Origin of the sequence: Altererythrobacter litoralis (assembly GCF_036324225.1) — a bacterium.
In the GTDB taxonomy this organism is placed as follows: Bacteria; Pseudomonadota; Alphaproteobacteria; order Sphingomonadales; family Sphingomonadaceae; genus Erythrobacter; species Erythrobacter litoralis_A.
This window is the reverse complement of the sequence record NZ_JAZDQV010000015.1, coordinates 22,585-37,913: the sequence shown is the minus strand read 5'-3', so window position 1 is coordinate 37,913 and position 15,329 is coordinate 22,585. Positions and strand designations below refer to the sequence as shown.

The following is a 15,329-nucleotide window of genomic DNA, read 5'->3' as shown; positions in this document are numbered from 1 at the left end:
ACTACGCCATGCTGGACGACACCCCCATGGCGGCATAATTCAAACCAAATGGCCTCCGGCAATCCCGGGGCGGTTCAAACCGGTATTGAGCGATGGTCCTCGTTCGCAACATCGCAAACTATTCCACGGACGGTTAGCCTCCGCAACCCACCCCAGTTCCAGAAACAAGCTTGAGCGTTCGTCAATGTCGGTTTTCCACCCCATGAGCGGCCTAATTCATGCCTCACAGAGCAACCTGAAAACCGACTGTCGGCTAATCCCTCGTGAAGTCCGAAAGCTGACCAGCCGCTAACGACCCAGTAGCGGACGTACGCAATCTCTTGGGATGAACAAGTGTTAGTGGAGCATCTACGGCAACTAACTGATCATACAGTTCAGCCAGTGACCCATTCATTGACGATGACTGCTTCGCCTTCGCTGTGATCTCGGCGAAGTGGCAGAACACGCTGATATTCGGGCGAAGCGTACCAGCTGCGCGCGGCCCCCTTTGAAGGGAATTTGACGATCACCGTCACTTTTCGAGGCTCCCCTTCGAATCTTTCGCTCGCAAAATCAGCGACGATCAGTTCGCCATCATAGGGGACGAGTGTAGGGGCAACGGCCGTGGGATAGGGCGCATATCCCTCTTCGTCCGTGATGTCATAGCAGGCAACAAGATAGGCAGACACGGGGTTAGGCCTCCATCGGTTCGAATTCGATCCGCGCCGCAGCCGCCCCGCTCATGATGAAGCCGATTGGGCGTTCGCTCTCTTCCTGGAGATGCGCGATCAGGCTGGCAGTACGTGCGAGGAGCGAAATGCCTTTGAGCGCGGCCAGCGGAAAACCCGCGTCGAGCATGACGACAGGGATCGCGCCATTGACGTTGATCGGCAGTGAGCGCCCGATCGCCTCCGGCAAGACTGCTTCAATCGCGCGCAGCATCTTCATGTGCTTGCCTTCGGTGCCTTGCTCTTGCGCGATGGCAAAGAGCCGGTGGGCGCGCGGATCGCCTCCAGAATGCTGCGGGTGCCCAAAGCCTGGAATGGCATTCTTCTCGGCACGCAATGCTGCGATTCCGATCTTGGCCGATTCTTCGTAGGTCATGCCATCCGCTTCGGCGCGAGCAATGCATTCGGCGTAGAATTTGCCTGCCACTTCCGCGCTACCCAGAACGACGGACCCGCAGCCGAGCAAGCCCGCGGCTACCGCGCCATGAAAAGCCTCTGGAGCAGCGGCAAAGGTCATCCTTGTTGCAACGACACTCGGCACGAGGCCATGCTCGGCAATCGCGCAAAGCACCGCATCTGCGAGCACTTTCTGCCTTTCATCGGGCATCTGACCGGTGACGAGGAGCCAGAAATAACTGGTGAAGTCGACCTTGCCGATCACCTCGCTACACAGGTCCATCCCGCGCACAGTGATGCTTGTCGCATCGGATGTGCAGATCGAAGTGGTGGCGTTGTCTTGCTTACCGATTCGCATCGCCGCGTCCTTTTTCGAATTACGAAGTTGATTTCGTTATTCGAAGAATATATGACGATGTCAAGATCGCGCTGGATTATACAGGAAGAGAGAGATGACTGCGAGGCCGCTGCAGAACGTAACTGTGCTTGAAATGGGCACGTTTATCACCGGGCCTGCGGCCGGCATGCTGTTGGCGGATCTGGGCGCGAATGTGTTCAAGATCGAACAACCCGGCACAGGCGATCCGTTCCGCTCGTTCAAGGGCGGCCTCTACAGCCCGCATTTCCAGACCTATAATCGGAACAAGCGGTCGGTTACCATCGACCCCAAGCAGCCCGATGACCTGGCCCTGCTCGACCGCTTGGTCGAAAGAGCGGACGTGTTCATCCAGAATTTTCGGCCTGGCGTGGCCGACCGGCTCAATGTCGACGCGGCACGGCTGCAGGCGATCAACCCATCTTTGATCTACGCTTCGATCTCCGGCTTCGGTGCAGACGGGCCTGACCGCGATCGGCCTGCCTTCGACACCGTCGCACAAGCGGCGAGCGGTTTCTTGCGCCTGCTGGTCAATCCTGAGCATCCGCGAGTGGTCGGCCCGGCGATCGCCGATGCCATGACGGGCTTCTATACAGCTCTCGGCATCCTCGCAGCTCTCAACGAGCGCCATGCCACCGGGAAGGGGCGCGTCGTCGAAACGTCGATGTTCGAGGCAATGTGCCATTTCAACCTTGACGATTTTACCCACCTGTTATCGGTTGATGAAGTGATGGGCCCCTACAGCCGACCGCATGTCTCACAGAGCTATGTCTTCGAATGCGCGGACGGAAAGTGGCTGGCCTTGCACATGTCTTCCCCGCCGAAATTCTGGGAAAATCTGGCGACCGCAGTGGGCCGGCCAGACATGCTGCAGCTTCCGGCGTTCGAAAGCCGCGAGGCGCGCATAGGCCATTACGAGGATGTCGTGGCGTTCCTTGCGCCGATCTTCGCGACAAATGACCGCGCACATTGGGTCGCGGAACTGACCCGCCTTGAAGTGCCGAATTCGGAAGTCCGCACTTCAGAGGAAGTCCTGGAATGCGAGCAAGCGAAGATACTCGGAATCGAAGTGCGCGACCCGGCTGGCCCCCATGGGGAGTTCCGCACAATCCGCTCTCCCCTCTCTTTCGACGGAGAACGCATGTCCGCGGTCAAGGCGCCGCCGGTCCTGGGCGCAGACGACGCTGAAATCCGCGCCTCGGTGGCGCGAGAAGAACCCGTGCCCGCTCGTGCTGGCGGGGGGGGCTGAGGCATGCCCGGGGAGGGAAAGGATCCGGAATTCCTGTCGACGCTTGAGCGAGGCTTGCGCGTGCTCAAATCCTTCGACGAAGACCATTCCGAAATGACACTGAGCGAAGTTGCGGCGAAGACCGGACTTAACCCGGCCGTCGCCAGGCGTTGTCTCAATACGCTGGTAGAACTCGGCTATATGGGCAAGCACGAGCGCAAGTTCCTGCTGCGCCCCAAGGTCCTGACGATCGGTTCGGCTTTCCTGTCGTCGATGCATGTCGAACATGTCTGTCTGCCAGGCCTGCAGCATCTGCGCGACCAGACCGGAGACAGCGCTTCGCTTTCTGTGCTCTCGGGTGACGAAATTCTCTACATCGCCCATGTTTCGACCGATCGCCGGTTCAGGCTGCAGACTAATGTCGGCACGCGCTATCCCTTTCACGCGACCTCTATGGGCAAGGTGCTGGCGGCGTTTCTCGATGCGCCGACGCGGGCTGAGCTGGTGAAGGGCGCCAGGTTGCAGCGGTTCACTGAACGCACCCTCATCGACGCTGACGCACTCGAAGCCAGGTTCCAGCTGATCCGCGAGCGGGGCTATGACTCGGCGCTCGACGAGCTCGACTACGGCATCGTCTCGATTGCAATCCCGATCTTCGACCGGAGCCGCAATGTGATCGCGGCAATCAACTGTTCGACATCCACCACGCGCATTTCACAGGACGAGCTGGTGCGCACTCGTTTGCCATTGCTGCGAAATGCGGCGGGCGAGATCGAGGCCGCGCTGCGGCAATGGCCCGCTCTGGCGGCCTCGCTACATCAGGAATAGGAAATTTCGTATATCGAAGTTGACTTCGTATTGCGAAGTAATTAGGGGAAGCTACAATAGGCCGAAAACGCGCCTGCAAGCCCTCAAGGGAGAGATGATATGAGAACTCTTGGCACGACTTTCGCGAGCGTTCTGGCGGTCGCCGCGGCAACGACAGCTCCGGCCTATGCACAGGATTCGGCAACGACAGCTCCGGCCTATGCACAGGATTCGGCAACGCCAGACAGCGACGAACAGGCGAGTGGGAACGAAATCATCGTCACCGCGCTGCGCCGCGACGAAAGTCTGCAGGATACCGCGGCGGCGATCACCGCCTTCACCTCCCAGACCATCGAGAACGCGGGCATCGAACGGCCGGCTGACTTCATCGAGCTGACCTCGAACGTGAACCTGGTCGAAACCCAGAACGCGGGTAATGCCTTCATCATCATTCGCGGCATCACGCAGGCCCGCAACAGCGAGCCCTCGGTGTCCGTGGTTGTTGACGGGGTTCAACAGGTGAACCCCGCCCAGTTCAACCAGGACATGTTCGATATCCAGCAGATCGAAGTGCTCAAGGGGCCGCAGGGCGCACTCTATGGCCGCAACGCGATCGGTGGCGCGATCATCATCACCACCAAGCAGCCGAGCGACTTCTTTGAAGGCAAGGTCAAGGTCGGTATCGACAACGGCTTCGGTTATTCGATTAACGCGGGCGTCAGCGGCCCGGTGAGCGACAGCGTGAAGTTCCGCGTCGCCGGGATCTACAAAGACACCAATGGATACATCCGCAACCCGTACCTCGGAGAGGATGCCGATCCCTATGAAGACTTCTCGCTCCGCGGGAACCTGCTGTTCGACCTAGGTGGCGGGCTGGAATTCGACCTGCGAGCCTCGATGGACCAGCTGCGCACGCAGGGTTTCTATTACAATATCGTCGCCGATGTGAACGACACCAGCTTGCCGGTGCGCGTCAACAACGCCGGGCAGAACGATCGCGACATCTACAATGTTTCGGGCAAGCTGTCCTACGAGACCGACAGCTTCACCGTCACCTCGATCACGTCTTATGACACTGTGCGCGAAATCATCACCGGTGATGCCTTCGACTTCCTTCCGAGGGACGAAGCGTTCTGCGCACAAGCATCAGATCCCTGCTTCAGCGGCAGTAACGATCTCAACCAGAGCCAGTTTCTCGATGTGAAGGCCTTGAGCCAGGAACTGCGGTTCGAGAGCCCTGCGAACCAGGACCTGTTCTGGATGTTCGGTGGCTACTTGATCGATACGAACCGTTTCATTTCGACAGGCAACATGCTTGACCTCGGCCAGGGTGTTTTCCCTGTCTATCGGGAGCCCACGACTAATCCGGCCAACCCGCAGTATTCGTTCCTGTCGGACCGCCAGGACAACTTCGCATGGTCGATTTTCGCCAACCTCGGCTACCAGTTCAGCGATGCCCTTCGGGTCGATGCATCGCTGCGCTATGACCACGATCGCCGGAAAAACACGACCAAAACGCCGGACGCGTGGCTTGGCTACATCAATTATATTGCGAGCCTGTTCAATGCGCCACTCAGCGCATTTGGCGACGTTCGTACGAAGAAGTTCGATGACTGGCAGCCGAAGATTTCGCTCACCTACAAGCCAACCACTGACGTCACGCTGTACGGTGGCTACTCGCGCGGCTTCCGCTCGGGTGGCTTCAACCAGACCGGTGTCGGTGTAGTTGCGGCGAGCAACGGCGTTGTCGGCGTAAATGACATCTTCGAGGCAGAAACGGCCGATACTTTCGAGGCCGGCTTCAAGTCGCAATTCCTCGATCGCAAGCTGACTCTCAATGGCGCAGTCTACACGACGAAATCGGAGAACTCCTATTTCTTCGTATACCTATATGCCAACTCGACCCAAAACCTCGGCAACGTACCCGAAGTGCGCCTCAAAGGGTTTGAACTCGAAGCGAACTATCGCCCGGTCGACGATGTACAGTTCAACGTCGCCTGGGGTGTGACGGACAGCGAGATCAAGAAGTTCGACGATCCCGCAGCCATCGGTAACGAAGCGCCTGTCATTTCGCGTTCGACGCTCAATCTTGGCGCGCAGTTCACGCCTGACTTGACGGACGATATCGAAGGTCTGTTCAGGGTCGACTATCGCCGGACCGGGCGCACCTGGTGGGATGTTTACAACAGCACCGTGCGTGAGCCGGTCGAGGTCGTCGACGTGCGGGCGGGCATCAAGGGCAATGGCTGGAGCATTCATGGCTTTGCCACCAACCTGTTCAACGAGAAGTACAACGCAGAATTCTCGCCAGGCGGCTTCGTGTTCAAGGCGCGCCCGCGCCGTTACGGGCTTGATATTGGTTACGAGTTCTAAGGAGGAAAGGCTGACATGACCAAGGTGCTCGTGCTCTACTACTCAAGCTATGGCCACATCGAAGCCATGGCTGCGGCGGTTGCCGAAGGCGCTGCCAGTGTCGCGGGCACCGAAGTTGCGATCAAGCGCGTCCCCGAACTGGTGCCGGACGATGTGGCGCAGGCATCGGGTATCAAGCTCGATCAATCGGCGCCGATCGCCACGCCCGAGGAACTTGCCGATTACGACGCGATCATCTTCGGCACGCCTACCCGCTTCGGCAACATGGCGGCGCAGATGCGCAACTTCCTGGACCAGACCGGCGGGCTATGGTTCCAAAACAAGCTGGTCGGCAAGGTTGGTAGCGTGTTTTGCTCCACCGCCAGCCAGCACGGCGGGCAGGAAACGACGATTACCTCGTTTCACATCACTCTGCTCCACCACGGGATGGTGATTGTGGGGCTGCCCTATACCTTTACGGGCAACAGCGAGATGGGTGAAATTAGTGGCGGAACGCCCTATGGTGCCACCACGCTGGCGGGCGCCGATGGCAGCCGCATGACGAGCGAGAACGAACTCGCCGGGGCACGCTTCCAGGGCCGCCACGTAGCCGAAATCGCCGCCAAACTGGCAGCATGATTGCAGCGGCCCTTCGGGTCCGGGCCGCAACAGACTGAGCAAGAGAGGAAAGACATGTCGCAGAAAATCCTGGCGAACCGCCTGCATCACACGGCCTATGTGACGAAGGATCTCGAGGCCACTCGCGCCTTCTACGAAGACGTGCTCGGGTTCCCGCTGATGGCGACTTACTGCGAGAAGGACGAGTTGTTCGGCAAGGAACGCACTTATTGCCACGTGTTCTTCGAGCTCGCCGACGGCAGTGCGCTGGCCTTTTTCCAGTTCGCCGATCCCGAAGATCAGGCCGAGTTCGGCCCGGACATGCCGGAATCGCCCTTTATTCATATCGCGCTGCATGTTGATGCCGAAGGGCAGGCGCAGCTGCAAAAGCGGATCCAGGCTGCCGGAATTCAGGAACCGGATACTTATGTACTCGAGCATGGCTACTGTCGCTCGCTCTACGTAAAGGATCCGAATGGAATGATCCTCGAATTCACGCATGACGATCCACGCGCGGAGCCGCTGGATACCGAACGCCGCGCGAATGCACATTCGGAGCTGAAGCGCTGGCTGGCAGGGGATCACCACAACAACAATCCGTTCCGGGCTGCCGAAGCCGCCTGAAACCGCCATGGGGGCATTGTCGATGATCGATGCCCCCCAGCAATTCGCCGACCAGTTGTGGCATGGCGAGGTCGATGTCAGTGACGGTATCGTGCCCATTCTCATGGCCGGTGAGGGGCCGCCGCTGATCCTTCTGCACGGCTGGACGCTCGACTGGCGGATGTGGCTCCCGCAGGTCGACGAACTGGGACGGGATTTCTTGCTGGTCATCCCCGATCGGCGCGGATTTGGGCGCTCGACTGCTCCGCCCGACCTGACGAAGGAAGCCGAGGATGTCGAACGTATCGCCGATTTCCTCGGTTTTGAGCGTTATTCACTGCTGGGCCTGTCGCAAGGTGCTGCGGTGGCGCTCGATTGTGCGCACCGAAATGGTTGGCGGATTGGCAGTCTGGTGGTTTCAGGCGCCCCAATCCCTTCACTTGTCCAGCGCGACGAGGTGATCGATCTCGATCGATATGAAGCACTTGCCCGTGCCGGAAACATGGATACGATGCGTGCTGACTGGTCTCGCCACGAGCTGATGAGTCATGAGAACCCTGCCACCAGTGCGCTGGTTGATCGTATCCTCGCCGACTATCAGGGGCGTGACCTGTTGGCTCCGTCGAGCCTTCGCGGAGTCCCGCGCGATGCATTGGCGCATTTACCTATGCCGCTTCTGGCAATGACTGGGGCTCGCGACAGCCAGTGGCGACGTGAATGTGCGCAAGCGTTGGCTGATATTTCCCCGCGCGGTAGCTACGCATTGGTGGAATCCGCCGGGCATCTCGCCAATCTCGATAACCCCGAAAGTTTCAATCGGACTGTCATGGATTTTCTGCTTAGGTGCGATGCCGCGACGCGCAGGGCGTGACTTATGGTGAACCCGCCTCGATACTTCGAGGACGATGCGACGAAAGTATGCCGGATGAGCAATGACCGTTTCCTCACATCTCACGTCGGCAGCCTGCCGCGACCCGAGTACCTGCTCGGCTTGATCTTCGCGCGCGAAGCCGGCGAGGACTTATCGCAGGCAGCTTTGGATGAGGCGGTCGAGCGGGCAACCGCCGAAGTGGTTGCCCGACAGAGGCAGGCAGGAATCGATGTCATCAATGATGGCGAGATGTCGAAGCCCAGCTATGCCACCTATATCAAGCATCGCCTGTCAGGCTTTGGCGGCGAGGCGGGTCAGTACGAGTTTCAGGACCTGGAGGATTTTCCGGGCGCCAAGGCGCAAGTATTCGGCAACAAGGGGCGTGCCAAGCGCTCAGCGCCAGCCTGCACGGCGCAGATCGAAGTCATCGACATGGAAGCACCGCGGATCGATGCCGAGCGGCTCCAACGCCTCGCCGGTGGGCACGCGACCTTCATGTCGGCAGCGTCGCCCGGCGTGACTGCGCTATTCTTCCCGAACCAGTATTATGCCAGCGACGAGGAATATGTGTTCGCGCTCGCAGAGGGGCTGCGCCACGAATACGAGACCATCGCGAACTCAGGCATCATCCTGCAGGTCGACTGCCCAGACCTCGCGATGGGGCGGCATGTCCAATTCACAGGGCTTTCGCTGGACGAATTCCGCAAACGGATCGGAATGAATATTGCGGCGCTCAACCATGCCCTGCGGAATATTCCCGCCGAGCAGTGCCGGATGCACCTGTGCTGGGGTAACTATCCGGGGCCGCACCATTGCGATGTCGCACTGGGCGAGATCGCAGATATCGTTTGGCGGGCCAAGCCTCAGACCGTTCTGCTCGAAGGAGCAAATCCGCGCCACGCGCATGAGTTTGCCTTCTTTGGGGATCATCCCCTCCCTGACGGCAAAATCCTGTGCCCAGGCATGATCGAGCCGCAAAGCCCCTATATCGAGCATCCCGACCTTATCGCGCAGCGGATCGGGCGCTACGCAGATCGGCTCGGTTGCGAGCGGATCATGGCCGGTGTCGATTGCGGTTTTTCAGTCCACGCGGGCAGCAATTCGCTCGATCCGGAAATTGTGTGGGCGAAGCTAGCCGCTTTGTCTGAAGGCGCTTCTATCGCTTCAAAGCAATATTTCTGACACTATCGGTTCCGCCGAACGATGAATTCCATCTTCATGTTGTAGCATCGGGTGACCGGCGAGACACGGCGGACATCATTTCATAGCTTTTCGCGGAGGGCTTCGTAAGGGGTTTTACCTTTGAAGGCGCCATGCGGTCGATGGAAGTTGTAGAAGCGCTCCCATTCGTCGAGCCGTTCTTCCAGATCGACGTCACCCTTGTAGGTTAGCAGCTGGTAGAACTCCTGTTGATCTGAGCGATGTGATCTCTCGACCTTGCCGTTCAGCTGGGGCGAGCTGGGTTTGATATAGGCGTGGCGGATGCCGAGGTCCTCGACATGCCAGTGGAACTTTGCCTGGAACTCATGCCCGTTATCGGTCCGGATTTCGCGGATACGGAAGGGGAACTTGTCGATGATGTGATTGACGAAGTCGATGGCGTTGGCCTGGGTGTGCCTCTTGTAAACTTTGAGCGCGCGTACGCGGGTTGCATCGTCGATGGCGGTGTACTGGAAGCGGCGGATCTTCTGCCCCTTCTTTCCAATGAAAGTCAGGAACTTGACGTCCATCTGGATATGGTGACCCGGCACCTGCTTGTTATACCGCTTGGTATGTATTTTGCGCACCCGCGTGCCGCGCGGGAGGCGGTTCAGTCCGTGCCGCTTGAGGATGCGATAGATGGTTGCATCCGACATGCTGACGGCATGATAGCGCGCCATGTACCACATGATCCGCTCGGGCCCGAGGTGGTACTTCCTTCGCAGATGGAGGACCTTCTCCTCGACTTCTGGTGGCGTCTGGTTGGGTGACATTTTTGGGATGGGTTTGGCATTGGCCAGTCCAGCTTCACCGTCGCGCTCGTAGGCACGCTTCCACCTGTAGAAGCTGGCCCGGCCAATGCCAAAGTAGCGGCAGGTCTTTGCTACCTGACCTGTGCGCTTGGCGTGCCGGAGCACCCGCAGTTTACGCTGAACCTCGCGTTGACATTCCTTCGTCATTCAAAACACCTCCTGCCCAATCAGGGCAATCATAAAGGTGTCTCGCGAGTCACGGCATGGCTACAGTTTGGAACCGAGAAAATGCCCCACTGGAAATGAAATGGCCGAACGTGCATAGGCGCTGGCCATGCATGACATCCGTTTTATCCGTGAGAACCCCCAGGCCTTCGACGCCGCGCTGGCAAAGCGCGGGCTGGAACCGCTGGCCGCCGACCTGCTCGCTGCCGACGAGGTGCGCCGTGCTGCCGCCACGCGGCTGCAGGAAGCGCAGAACCGTCGCAACGAAGCCTCCAAGCTGATCGGCCAGGCCATGGCCAAGGGCGACAAGGAAACGGCAGAGGCACTCAAGGCTGAAGTCTCCGATCTCAAGGACGTGTTGCCCGCGCTGGAAGAAACCGGCCGTGCGGCTGACCGCCAGCTCGATGACCTGCTTGCGGCGATCCCCAACCTTCCCGCCGACGATGTGCCCGAGGGCGCGGACGAGAACGACAATGTCGAAGTGAGCCGCTGGGGCGCGCAGCCGCAGTTCGATTTCACCCCGCGCGAACATGCCGATATAGCGCCCGCACTCGGCATGGATTTCGAAACCGGCGCGATGATCAGCGGCGCACGCTTCACTTTCCTGCGCGGCGGGATGGCGCGGCTCCACCGCGCGCTGGCGCAATTCATGCTCGACAAGCAGACCGGCGAGAATGGCTATCTCGAATGCGCGCCGCCGCTTCTGGTGCGTGGAGAATCGCTCTATGGCACAGGCCAGCTCCCCAAATTCGCCGAGGACAATTTCCGCACGACTGACGACCGCTGGCTGATCCCGACAGCGGAGGTCAGCCTGACCAATGCCGTTCGCGAGCAGATCATCGACGATTTGTCACAGCCGATCCGCATGACTGCGCTCACCCCCTGCTTCCGCAGCGAAGCGGGCGCAGCGGGCAAGGACACGCGCGGCTTCATCCGCCAGCACCAGTTCGAAAAGGTCGAGCTGGTCAGCATCTGCCGCGAGGGAGATGCAGCGAACGAGCACGAACACATGGTGAAGAGCGCCGAAGGCGTGCTCGAAGCGCTCGGCCTGCCCTATCGCAAGGTGCTGCTGTGCACAGGCGACATGGGCTTCGGTGCGCGGCGGACCTATGACCTCGAAGTCTGGTTGCCCGGCCAGGGTGCCTATCGCGAGATCAGCTCGGTCAGCTGGTGCGGCGAGTTCCAGGCACGCCGGATGAACGCACGTTATCGCCCCGAAGGTAAGAAGAAGACCGCCTTCGTTCACACCCTCAACGGGTCGGGCCTGGCGGTCGGGCGCACGCTGGTTGCGGTGATCGAGAATTACCAGCAAGCCGATGGCAGCGTGGCGGTGCCCGATGTGCTGCTGCCCTATATGGGCGGTGTAACCAAGCTGGAGCCCGTGGCCTGATGCGTATCCTGGTAACCAATGACGACGGCATTCACGCGCCGGGTATCGCGCTGCTCGAAGAGATCGCGCGCGAGATGACCGACGACGTGTGGGTCTGCGCCCCATCAGACAATCAGACCGGCGCGGGCCATTCGCTCACGCTGTCGATGCCCGTGCGGCTGCGCAAGCACGGCGAGCGCCGCTTTTCGGTCACAGGCACACCCACCGATGCAGTGTCGATGGGATTGAAGCAGGTCATGGACGGGCCGCCCGACCTGATCCTGTCGGGGGTCAACGCTGGCGCCAATCTGGGCGACGACATCACCTATTCCGGCACCGTTTCAGCCGCAATGGAGGGAGCGCTCGCCAGGATTCGCTCGATCGCCATGAGCCAGGTGATGAAGCAGGAACGCCCCGAATGGGGTGACCGCTTCGCCGCCGCGCGCGCATGGGCGCCGCGCGTTATTGCGCCGCTGCTCGACGCGCCTTTCGAACCGCGCACGCTGGTGACAGTGAACTTCCCCTGCCTTGCTCCCGAAGAGGTGCGCGGCATGCGGGTGGTGCGGCAGGGCTTCCACGATTATGCCCGCGCATCGGTGGTGGAAGGGCGCGATCCCCGCGGCCAGCGCTACTACTGGTTCGGGCTCGACGCGATCGAGCACACGCTTGATCATGGCACCGACCTTGAGGCGATTTCCGAAGGATACGTCTCGATCACGCCGCTGCAGCTCGATCTGACCCATCACGCATCGCTGGCGGGACTGGCCGAACGCTTCGCCAGTCGATAGGCTGGTCGGTAATGACCAGGCAGATCGACAAGGTCGTACCCGCGAGGCCGCAGCGCCATTACCGCGGGCAGCGCTTCATGCCGCTGCGCCGTGCGGTGAAGGTGCCTGTGTGGGGCGATTTCTTCATAAGGATCGGGCTGGCGCTGGCGCTGGTCTTCTTCGTGGTGATGATCCACTGGTTCGACCGCGGGGGCCTGCGCGACAGCGTCGATCGCGATGTAAGTTTCTCAGACATCGTCTATTTCACGATGATCTCGATCACCACCACCGGCTTCGGCGACATCGCGCCGGTGACCGATCGGGCGCGCATGATCGAAGCCATCATCGTGACGCCTATCCGATTTGCGGTGTTCTTCATTTTTGTGGGCACGGCCTATAATTTCATCATCAAGCGCAGCTGGGAGAAGTGGCGGATGGAGCAGATCCAGGAAAACCTCGCCGGGCATATCGTCGTTCTCGGCTCCGGAGTTTCCGGCTCCGAGAGCGTGCACGAGCTGATCGAGCGCGGGATCCCGCCGAACCACATCGTGGTCGTCGACCCGAGCGAGGAACGCCTTGCGGAAGCCGAAGCGCTGGGCTGCAACGTGATGGCCGCCGATGCCACGCGCGATTCCACGCTCGAGGCAGTGCGCATCAGGAAAGCCGAGCGAGTTCTGGTTTCTGCAGGGCGGGACGACACTTCGATCCTGATCGTCCTAACCGTGCGCGCGCTGGCACCCGATGTGCCGATCAGCGTGGTGGTGCGCGCCGACGACAACGAACCGCTGGCGCGGCAGGCTGGCGCCAATACGGTGATCAACCCGGTGCGATTCACCGGGCTGCTGCTGGCTGGCAGCGCGCGCGGCGCGCATATCGCCGACTACCTCGCCGACCTCGCATCGGTCACTGGCAGGGTCCAACTGGTCGAGCGAGAGATCACCGCAGAGGAATGTGGCTGCGCAATCGATACGCTGAAGAGTGGCGGGCGCGGCCTCAGGATCTATCGCGACGGACGGGCGCTGGGCTTCTGGGAAACCGAGTGCCAGAATCTCAAGGCGGGCGACATACTAGTAGAGATCGTGCCTACGCAAAACGGCGCGAACTAGGCTGCCATCCCGGCAGGAGTAATCGTCAGCTCCAGTCGAGAACCAGGGCCTCTCCTTCGGGAATCGAGAGCCAACGCGCGCCAAGTTCGGCCAGCTTCGCACGGACCGAAGCGAGCGTCTCGCCTCACAGATCTAGGGCGGGCACATGGCTAGCGGCCCATCCCGCTTCGGCCATTGCGAGCAGCCCGGCATCGTCCTCGCTGCCCGACCAGCTCTCGGCCTCGAAGCATTCGACCAATCGTTCGGCCTGCAGCAGTTCGACCAGCGACGCGTCGGGTGCAACGACCCGCTTGGCGCTGGCATGGCCTCCGACCTTGGCGAGATCGGCGATCGCGCCGGGATCCTCGCCGCTTGCGACCATGCCCCAGAAGCCGTTGCGCATGCCCAGCGCGGATTCGACGCAATAATGGACGATGTCATGCGAGATCGGGCCCTTGCGCTGGATGCGGAACCGCGCGGTGCTGCCATCGGCGCGCACCACCGCTACCCGCTCTTCCGCTCCATGCCTGGCAATTTCGATCCGCATCGCTTGGTGGTAGCGTAATCGCCCGTCGACGTGTAGAGGGCCGCGCAATCATGACTGCGACAACCACCTCGATCCCCGACCAGAAGAAGGTCGGCATGGTCTCCCTCGGCTGCCCCAAGGCGCTGGTCGATTCCGAGCGCATCCTCACCCGGCTGCGCGCCGATGGCTATGCCATGAGCCCCGATTATGCCGGCGCCGACGTGGTGCTGGTCAACACCTGCGGTTTCCTAGACAGCGCCAAGGAAGAGAGCCTCGCTGCCATCGGCGAAGCGATCGTGGAAAACGGCCGCGTGATCGTGACCGGCTGCATGGGCGAGGAAGCGGACGTGATCCGCGCGAAATACCCGCAAGTTCTCGCGGTGACCGGTGCGCATCAATACGAGCAGGTGGTCGAGGCGGTTCACGAGGCTGCGCCGCCTTCTCAGGGTCCATTCATCGACCTGATACCGCAGCCGGACGTGAAGCTCACGCCGCGCCACTTCAGCTATTTGAAGATCTCCGAGGGCTGCAACCACTCCTGCGCCTTTTGCATCATCCCGCAGCTGCGCGGGAAACTCGCCAGCCGCCGTGTCGACGCGGTGCTGCGCGAAGCGGAAAAGCTGGTCGCCGCAGGTACGAAGGAACTCCTCGTGATCAGCCAGGACACCTCGGCCTATGGGGTGGATATCCGGAATGAAGAGCGCGAGTGGAAGGGGCACCCCGTCCGCGCGCACATGACCGACCTAGCCCGCGAACTGGGCCAGCTCAGGACGCCCGAAGGCATCACCCCGTGGGTGCGGCTGCACTATGTCTATCCCTACCCACATGTCGATGCGGTGATCCCGCTGATGGCGGAGGGACTGCTGACGCCCTATCTCGACATCCCGTTCCAGCATGCATCGCCATCGGTGCTGCGCGCGATGAAGCGCCCGGCCAATGAAGCCAAGGTGCTCGAACGGCTGAAGAGCTGGCGCGAGACCTGCCCCGAAATCGCCGTGCGTTCGAGCTTCGTAGTCGGCTTCCCAGGCGAGACCGAGGACGATTTCCGCTACCTGCTCGACTGGCTTGAGGATGCCCAACTCGACCGCGTTGGCGCCTTCCGGTTCGAGCCGGTCGAAGGGGCCGCAGCCAACGCCCTGCCGGATCCCGTTCCCGAAGCGGTGAAGGAAGAACGCTACGCGCGGATCATGGAAGTGACCGAGCGGATCAGCGCCGCCAAGCTGCAGGCGAAGATCGGCAAGACGATAGCAGTGATCATCGACGAAGTGGGCGAAGCTGACGAGGATGGCGACATCGGCGCGACCGGGCGGTCGCAGGCCGACGCCCCCGAAATCGACGGCGCGGTTTACCTTCGCAACGTGCCCGCTTCGCTCCAGCAAGGCGATATCGTGAACGTCGAAGTCGAAGACGCCGACGCCCACGACCTGTTCGGCGTGATCGCCTGACA

Annotated in this window: 15 protein-coding genes; 11 read left to right on the top strand and 4 right to left on the bottom strand. The window is 60.8% G+C overall.

What is annotated here, in order from left to right; all coding sequences use genetic code 11:
• Positions 1–374: 374 nt before the first annotated feature.
• Positions 375–668 carry a DUF1330 domain-containing protein gene (locus VRS74_RS12350; RefSeq protein ID WP_354145536.1) on the bottom strand — a complete coding sequence of 98 codons (294 nt, stop codon included), beginning with the start codon at positions 666–668 and terminating at the stop codon, positions 375–377.
• 4 nt (positions 669–672) lie between these two features.
• The gene (locus VRS74_RS12345; protein WP_354145535.1) at positions 673–1,461 is read right to left on the bottom strand and encodes a citryl-CoA lyase; all 789 of its coding nucleotides are present in this window, start codon (positions 1,459–1,461) and stop codon (positions 673–675) included.
• Positions 1,462–1,555: 94 nt separating this feature from the next.
• On the opposite strand from VRS74_RS12345, the gene VRS74_RS12340 reads away from it, so the two are divergent.
• From VRS74_RS12340 to VRS74_RS12310, 7 genes are all read left to right on the top strand, one after another.
• Positions 1,556–2,728, top strand: coding sequence for a CaiB/BaiF CoA transferase family protein (locus tag VRS74_RS12340; RefSeq protein WP_354145534.1), 1,173 nt, complete (start codon positions 1,556–1,558; stop codon positions 2,726–2,728).
• Positions 2,729–2,731: 3 nt separating this feature from the next.
• Positions 2,732–3,535: an IclR family transcriptional regulator domain-containing protein gene (locus VRS74_RS12335; protein ID WP_354145533.1), complete on the top strand. Its 804-nt coding sequence runs from the start codon at positions 2,732–2,734 to the stop codon at positions 3,533–3,535.
• A 99-nt stretch (positions 3,536–3,634) separates the two neighbouring features.
• Entirely contained in the window at positions 3,635–5,887 is a 2,253-nt protein-coding gene (locus tag VRS74_RS12330; protein ID WP_354145532.1) for a TonB-dependent receptor, read from the top strand.
• Positions 5,888–5,902: 15 nt separating this feature from the next.
• Positions 5,903–6,505 carry an NAD(P)H:quinone oxidoreductase gene (gene wrbA, locus VRS74_RS12325; RefSeq protein ID WP_354145531.1) on the top strand — a complete coding sequence of 201 codons (603 nt, stop codon included), beginning with the start codon at positions 5,903–5,905 and terminating at the stop codon, positions 6,503–6,505.
• On the top strand, positions 6,506–7,108 hold the full coding sequence (locus VRS74_RS12320) for a VOC family protein (RefSeq protein WP_354145530.1): 603 nt from the start codon (positions 6,506–6,508) through the stop codon (positions 7,106–7,108). It abuts the gene before it with no gap.
• Positions 7,109–7,130: 22 nt separating this feature from the next.
• Positions 7,131–7,958, top strand: coding sequence for an alpha/beta fold hydrolase (locus VRS74_RS12315; RefSeq protein WP_354145529.1), 828 nt, complete (start codon positions 7,131–7,133; stop codon positions 7,956–7,958).
• 54 nt (positions 7,959–8,012) lie between these two features.
• A complete protein-coding gene (locus tag VRS74_RS12310) occupies positions 8,013–9,140 on the top strand; it encodes a cobalamin-independent methionine synthase II family protein (RefSeq protein WP_354145528.1) in 1,128 nt (375 codons plus the stop codon).
• Between the two features lie 80 nt (positions 9,141–9,220).
• On the opposite strand, the gene VRS74_RS12305 is transcribed toward VRS74_RS12310, so the two are convergent.
• The gene (locus VRS74_RS12305; RefSeq protein WP_354145527.1) at positions 9,221–10,117 is read right to left on the bottom strand and encodes an IS481 family transposase; all 897 of its coding nucleotides are present in this window, start codon (positions 10,115–10,117) and stop codon (positions 9,221–9,223) included.
• Positions 10,118–10,244: 127 nt separating this feature from the next.
• Here VRS74_RS12305 and serS point away from each other — a divergent pair, with 127 nt between their 5' ends.
• The 3 genes from serS to VRS74_RS12290 are packed head-to-tail and all read left to right on the top strand — an operon-like array spanning position 10,245 to position 13,377.
• On the top strand, positions 10,245–11,525 hold the full coding sequence (gene serS, locus VRS74_RS12300; protein WP_354145526.1) for a serine--tRNA ligase: 1,281 nt from the start codon (positions 10,245–10,247) through the stop codon (positions 11,523–11,525).
• A complete protein-coding gene (gene surE, locus VRS74_RS12295) occupies positions 11,525–12,292 on the top strand; it encodes a 5'/3'-nucleotidase SurE (RefSeq protein ID WP_354145525.1) in 768 nt (255 codons plus the stop codon). Before serS ends, surE begins: the two co-directional genes overlap by 1 nt.
• Before the next feature lie 11 nt (positions 12,293–12,303).
• The gene (locus VRS74_RS12290) at positions 12,304–13,377 is read left to right on the top strand and encodes a potassium channel family protein (RefSeq protein ID WP_354145524.1); all 1,074 of its coding nucleotides are present in this window, start codon (positions 12,304–12,306) and stop codon (positions 13,375–13,377) included.
• Positions 13,378–13,501: 124 nt separating this feature from the next.
• Here VRS74_RS12290 and VRS74_RS12285 read toward each other — a convergent pair whose 3' ends face one another.
• Positions 13,502–13,903: a hypothetical protein gene (locus VRS74_RS12285; protein ID WP_354145523.1), complete on the bottom strand. Its 402-nt coding sequence runs from the start codon at positions 13,901–13,903 to the stop codon at positions 13,502–13,504.
• Positions 13,904–13,953: 50 nt separating this feature from the next.
• Here VRS74_RS12285 and rimO point away from each other — a divergent pair, with 50 nt between their 5' ends.
• Positions 13,954–15,327, top strand: coding sequence for a 30S ribosomal protein S12 methylthiotransferase RimO (gene rimO / locus VRS74_RS12280; RefSeq protein WP_354145522.1), 1,374 nt, complete (start codon positions 13,954–13,956; stop codon positions 15,325–15,327).
• The last annotated feature ends 2 nt before the right edge of the window (positions 15,328–15,329 follow it).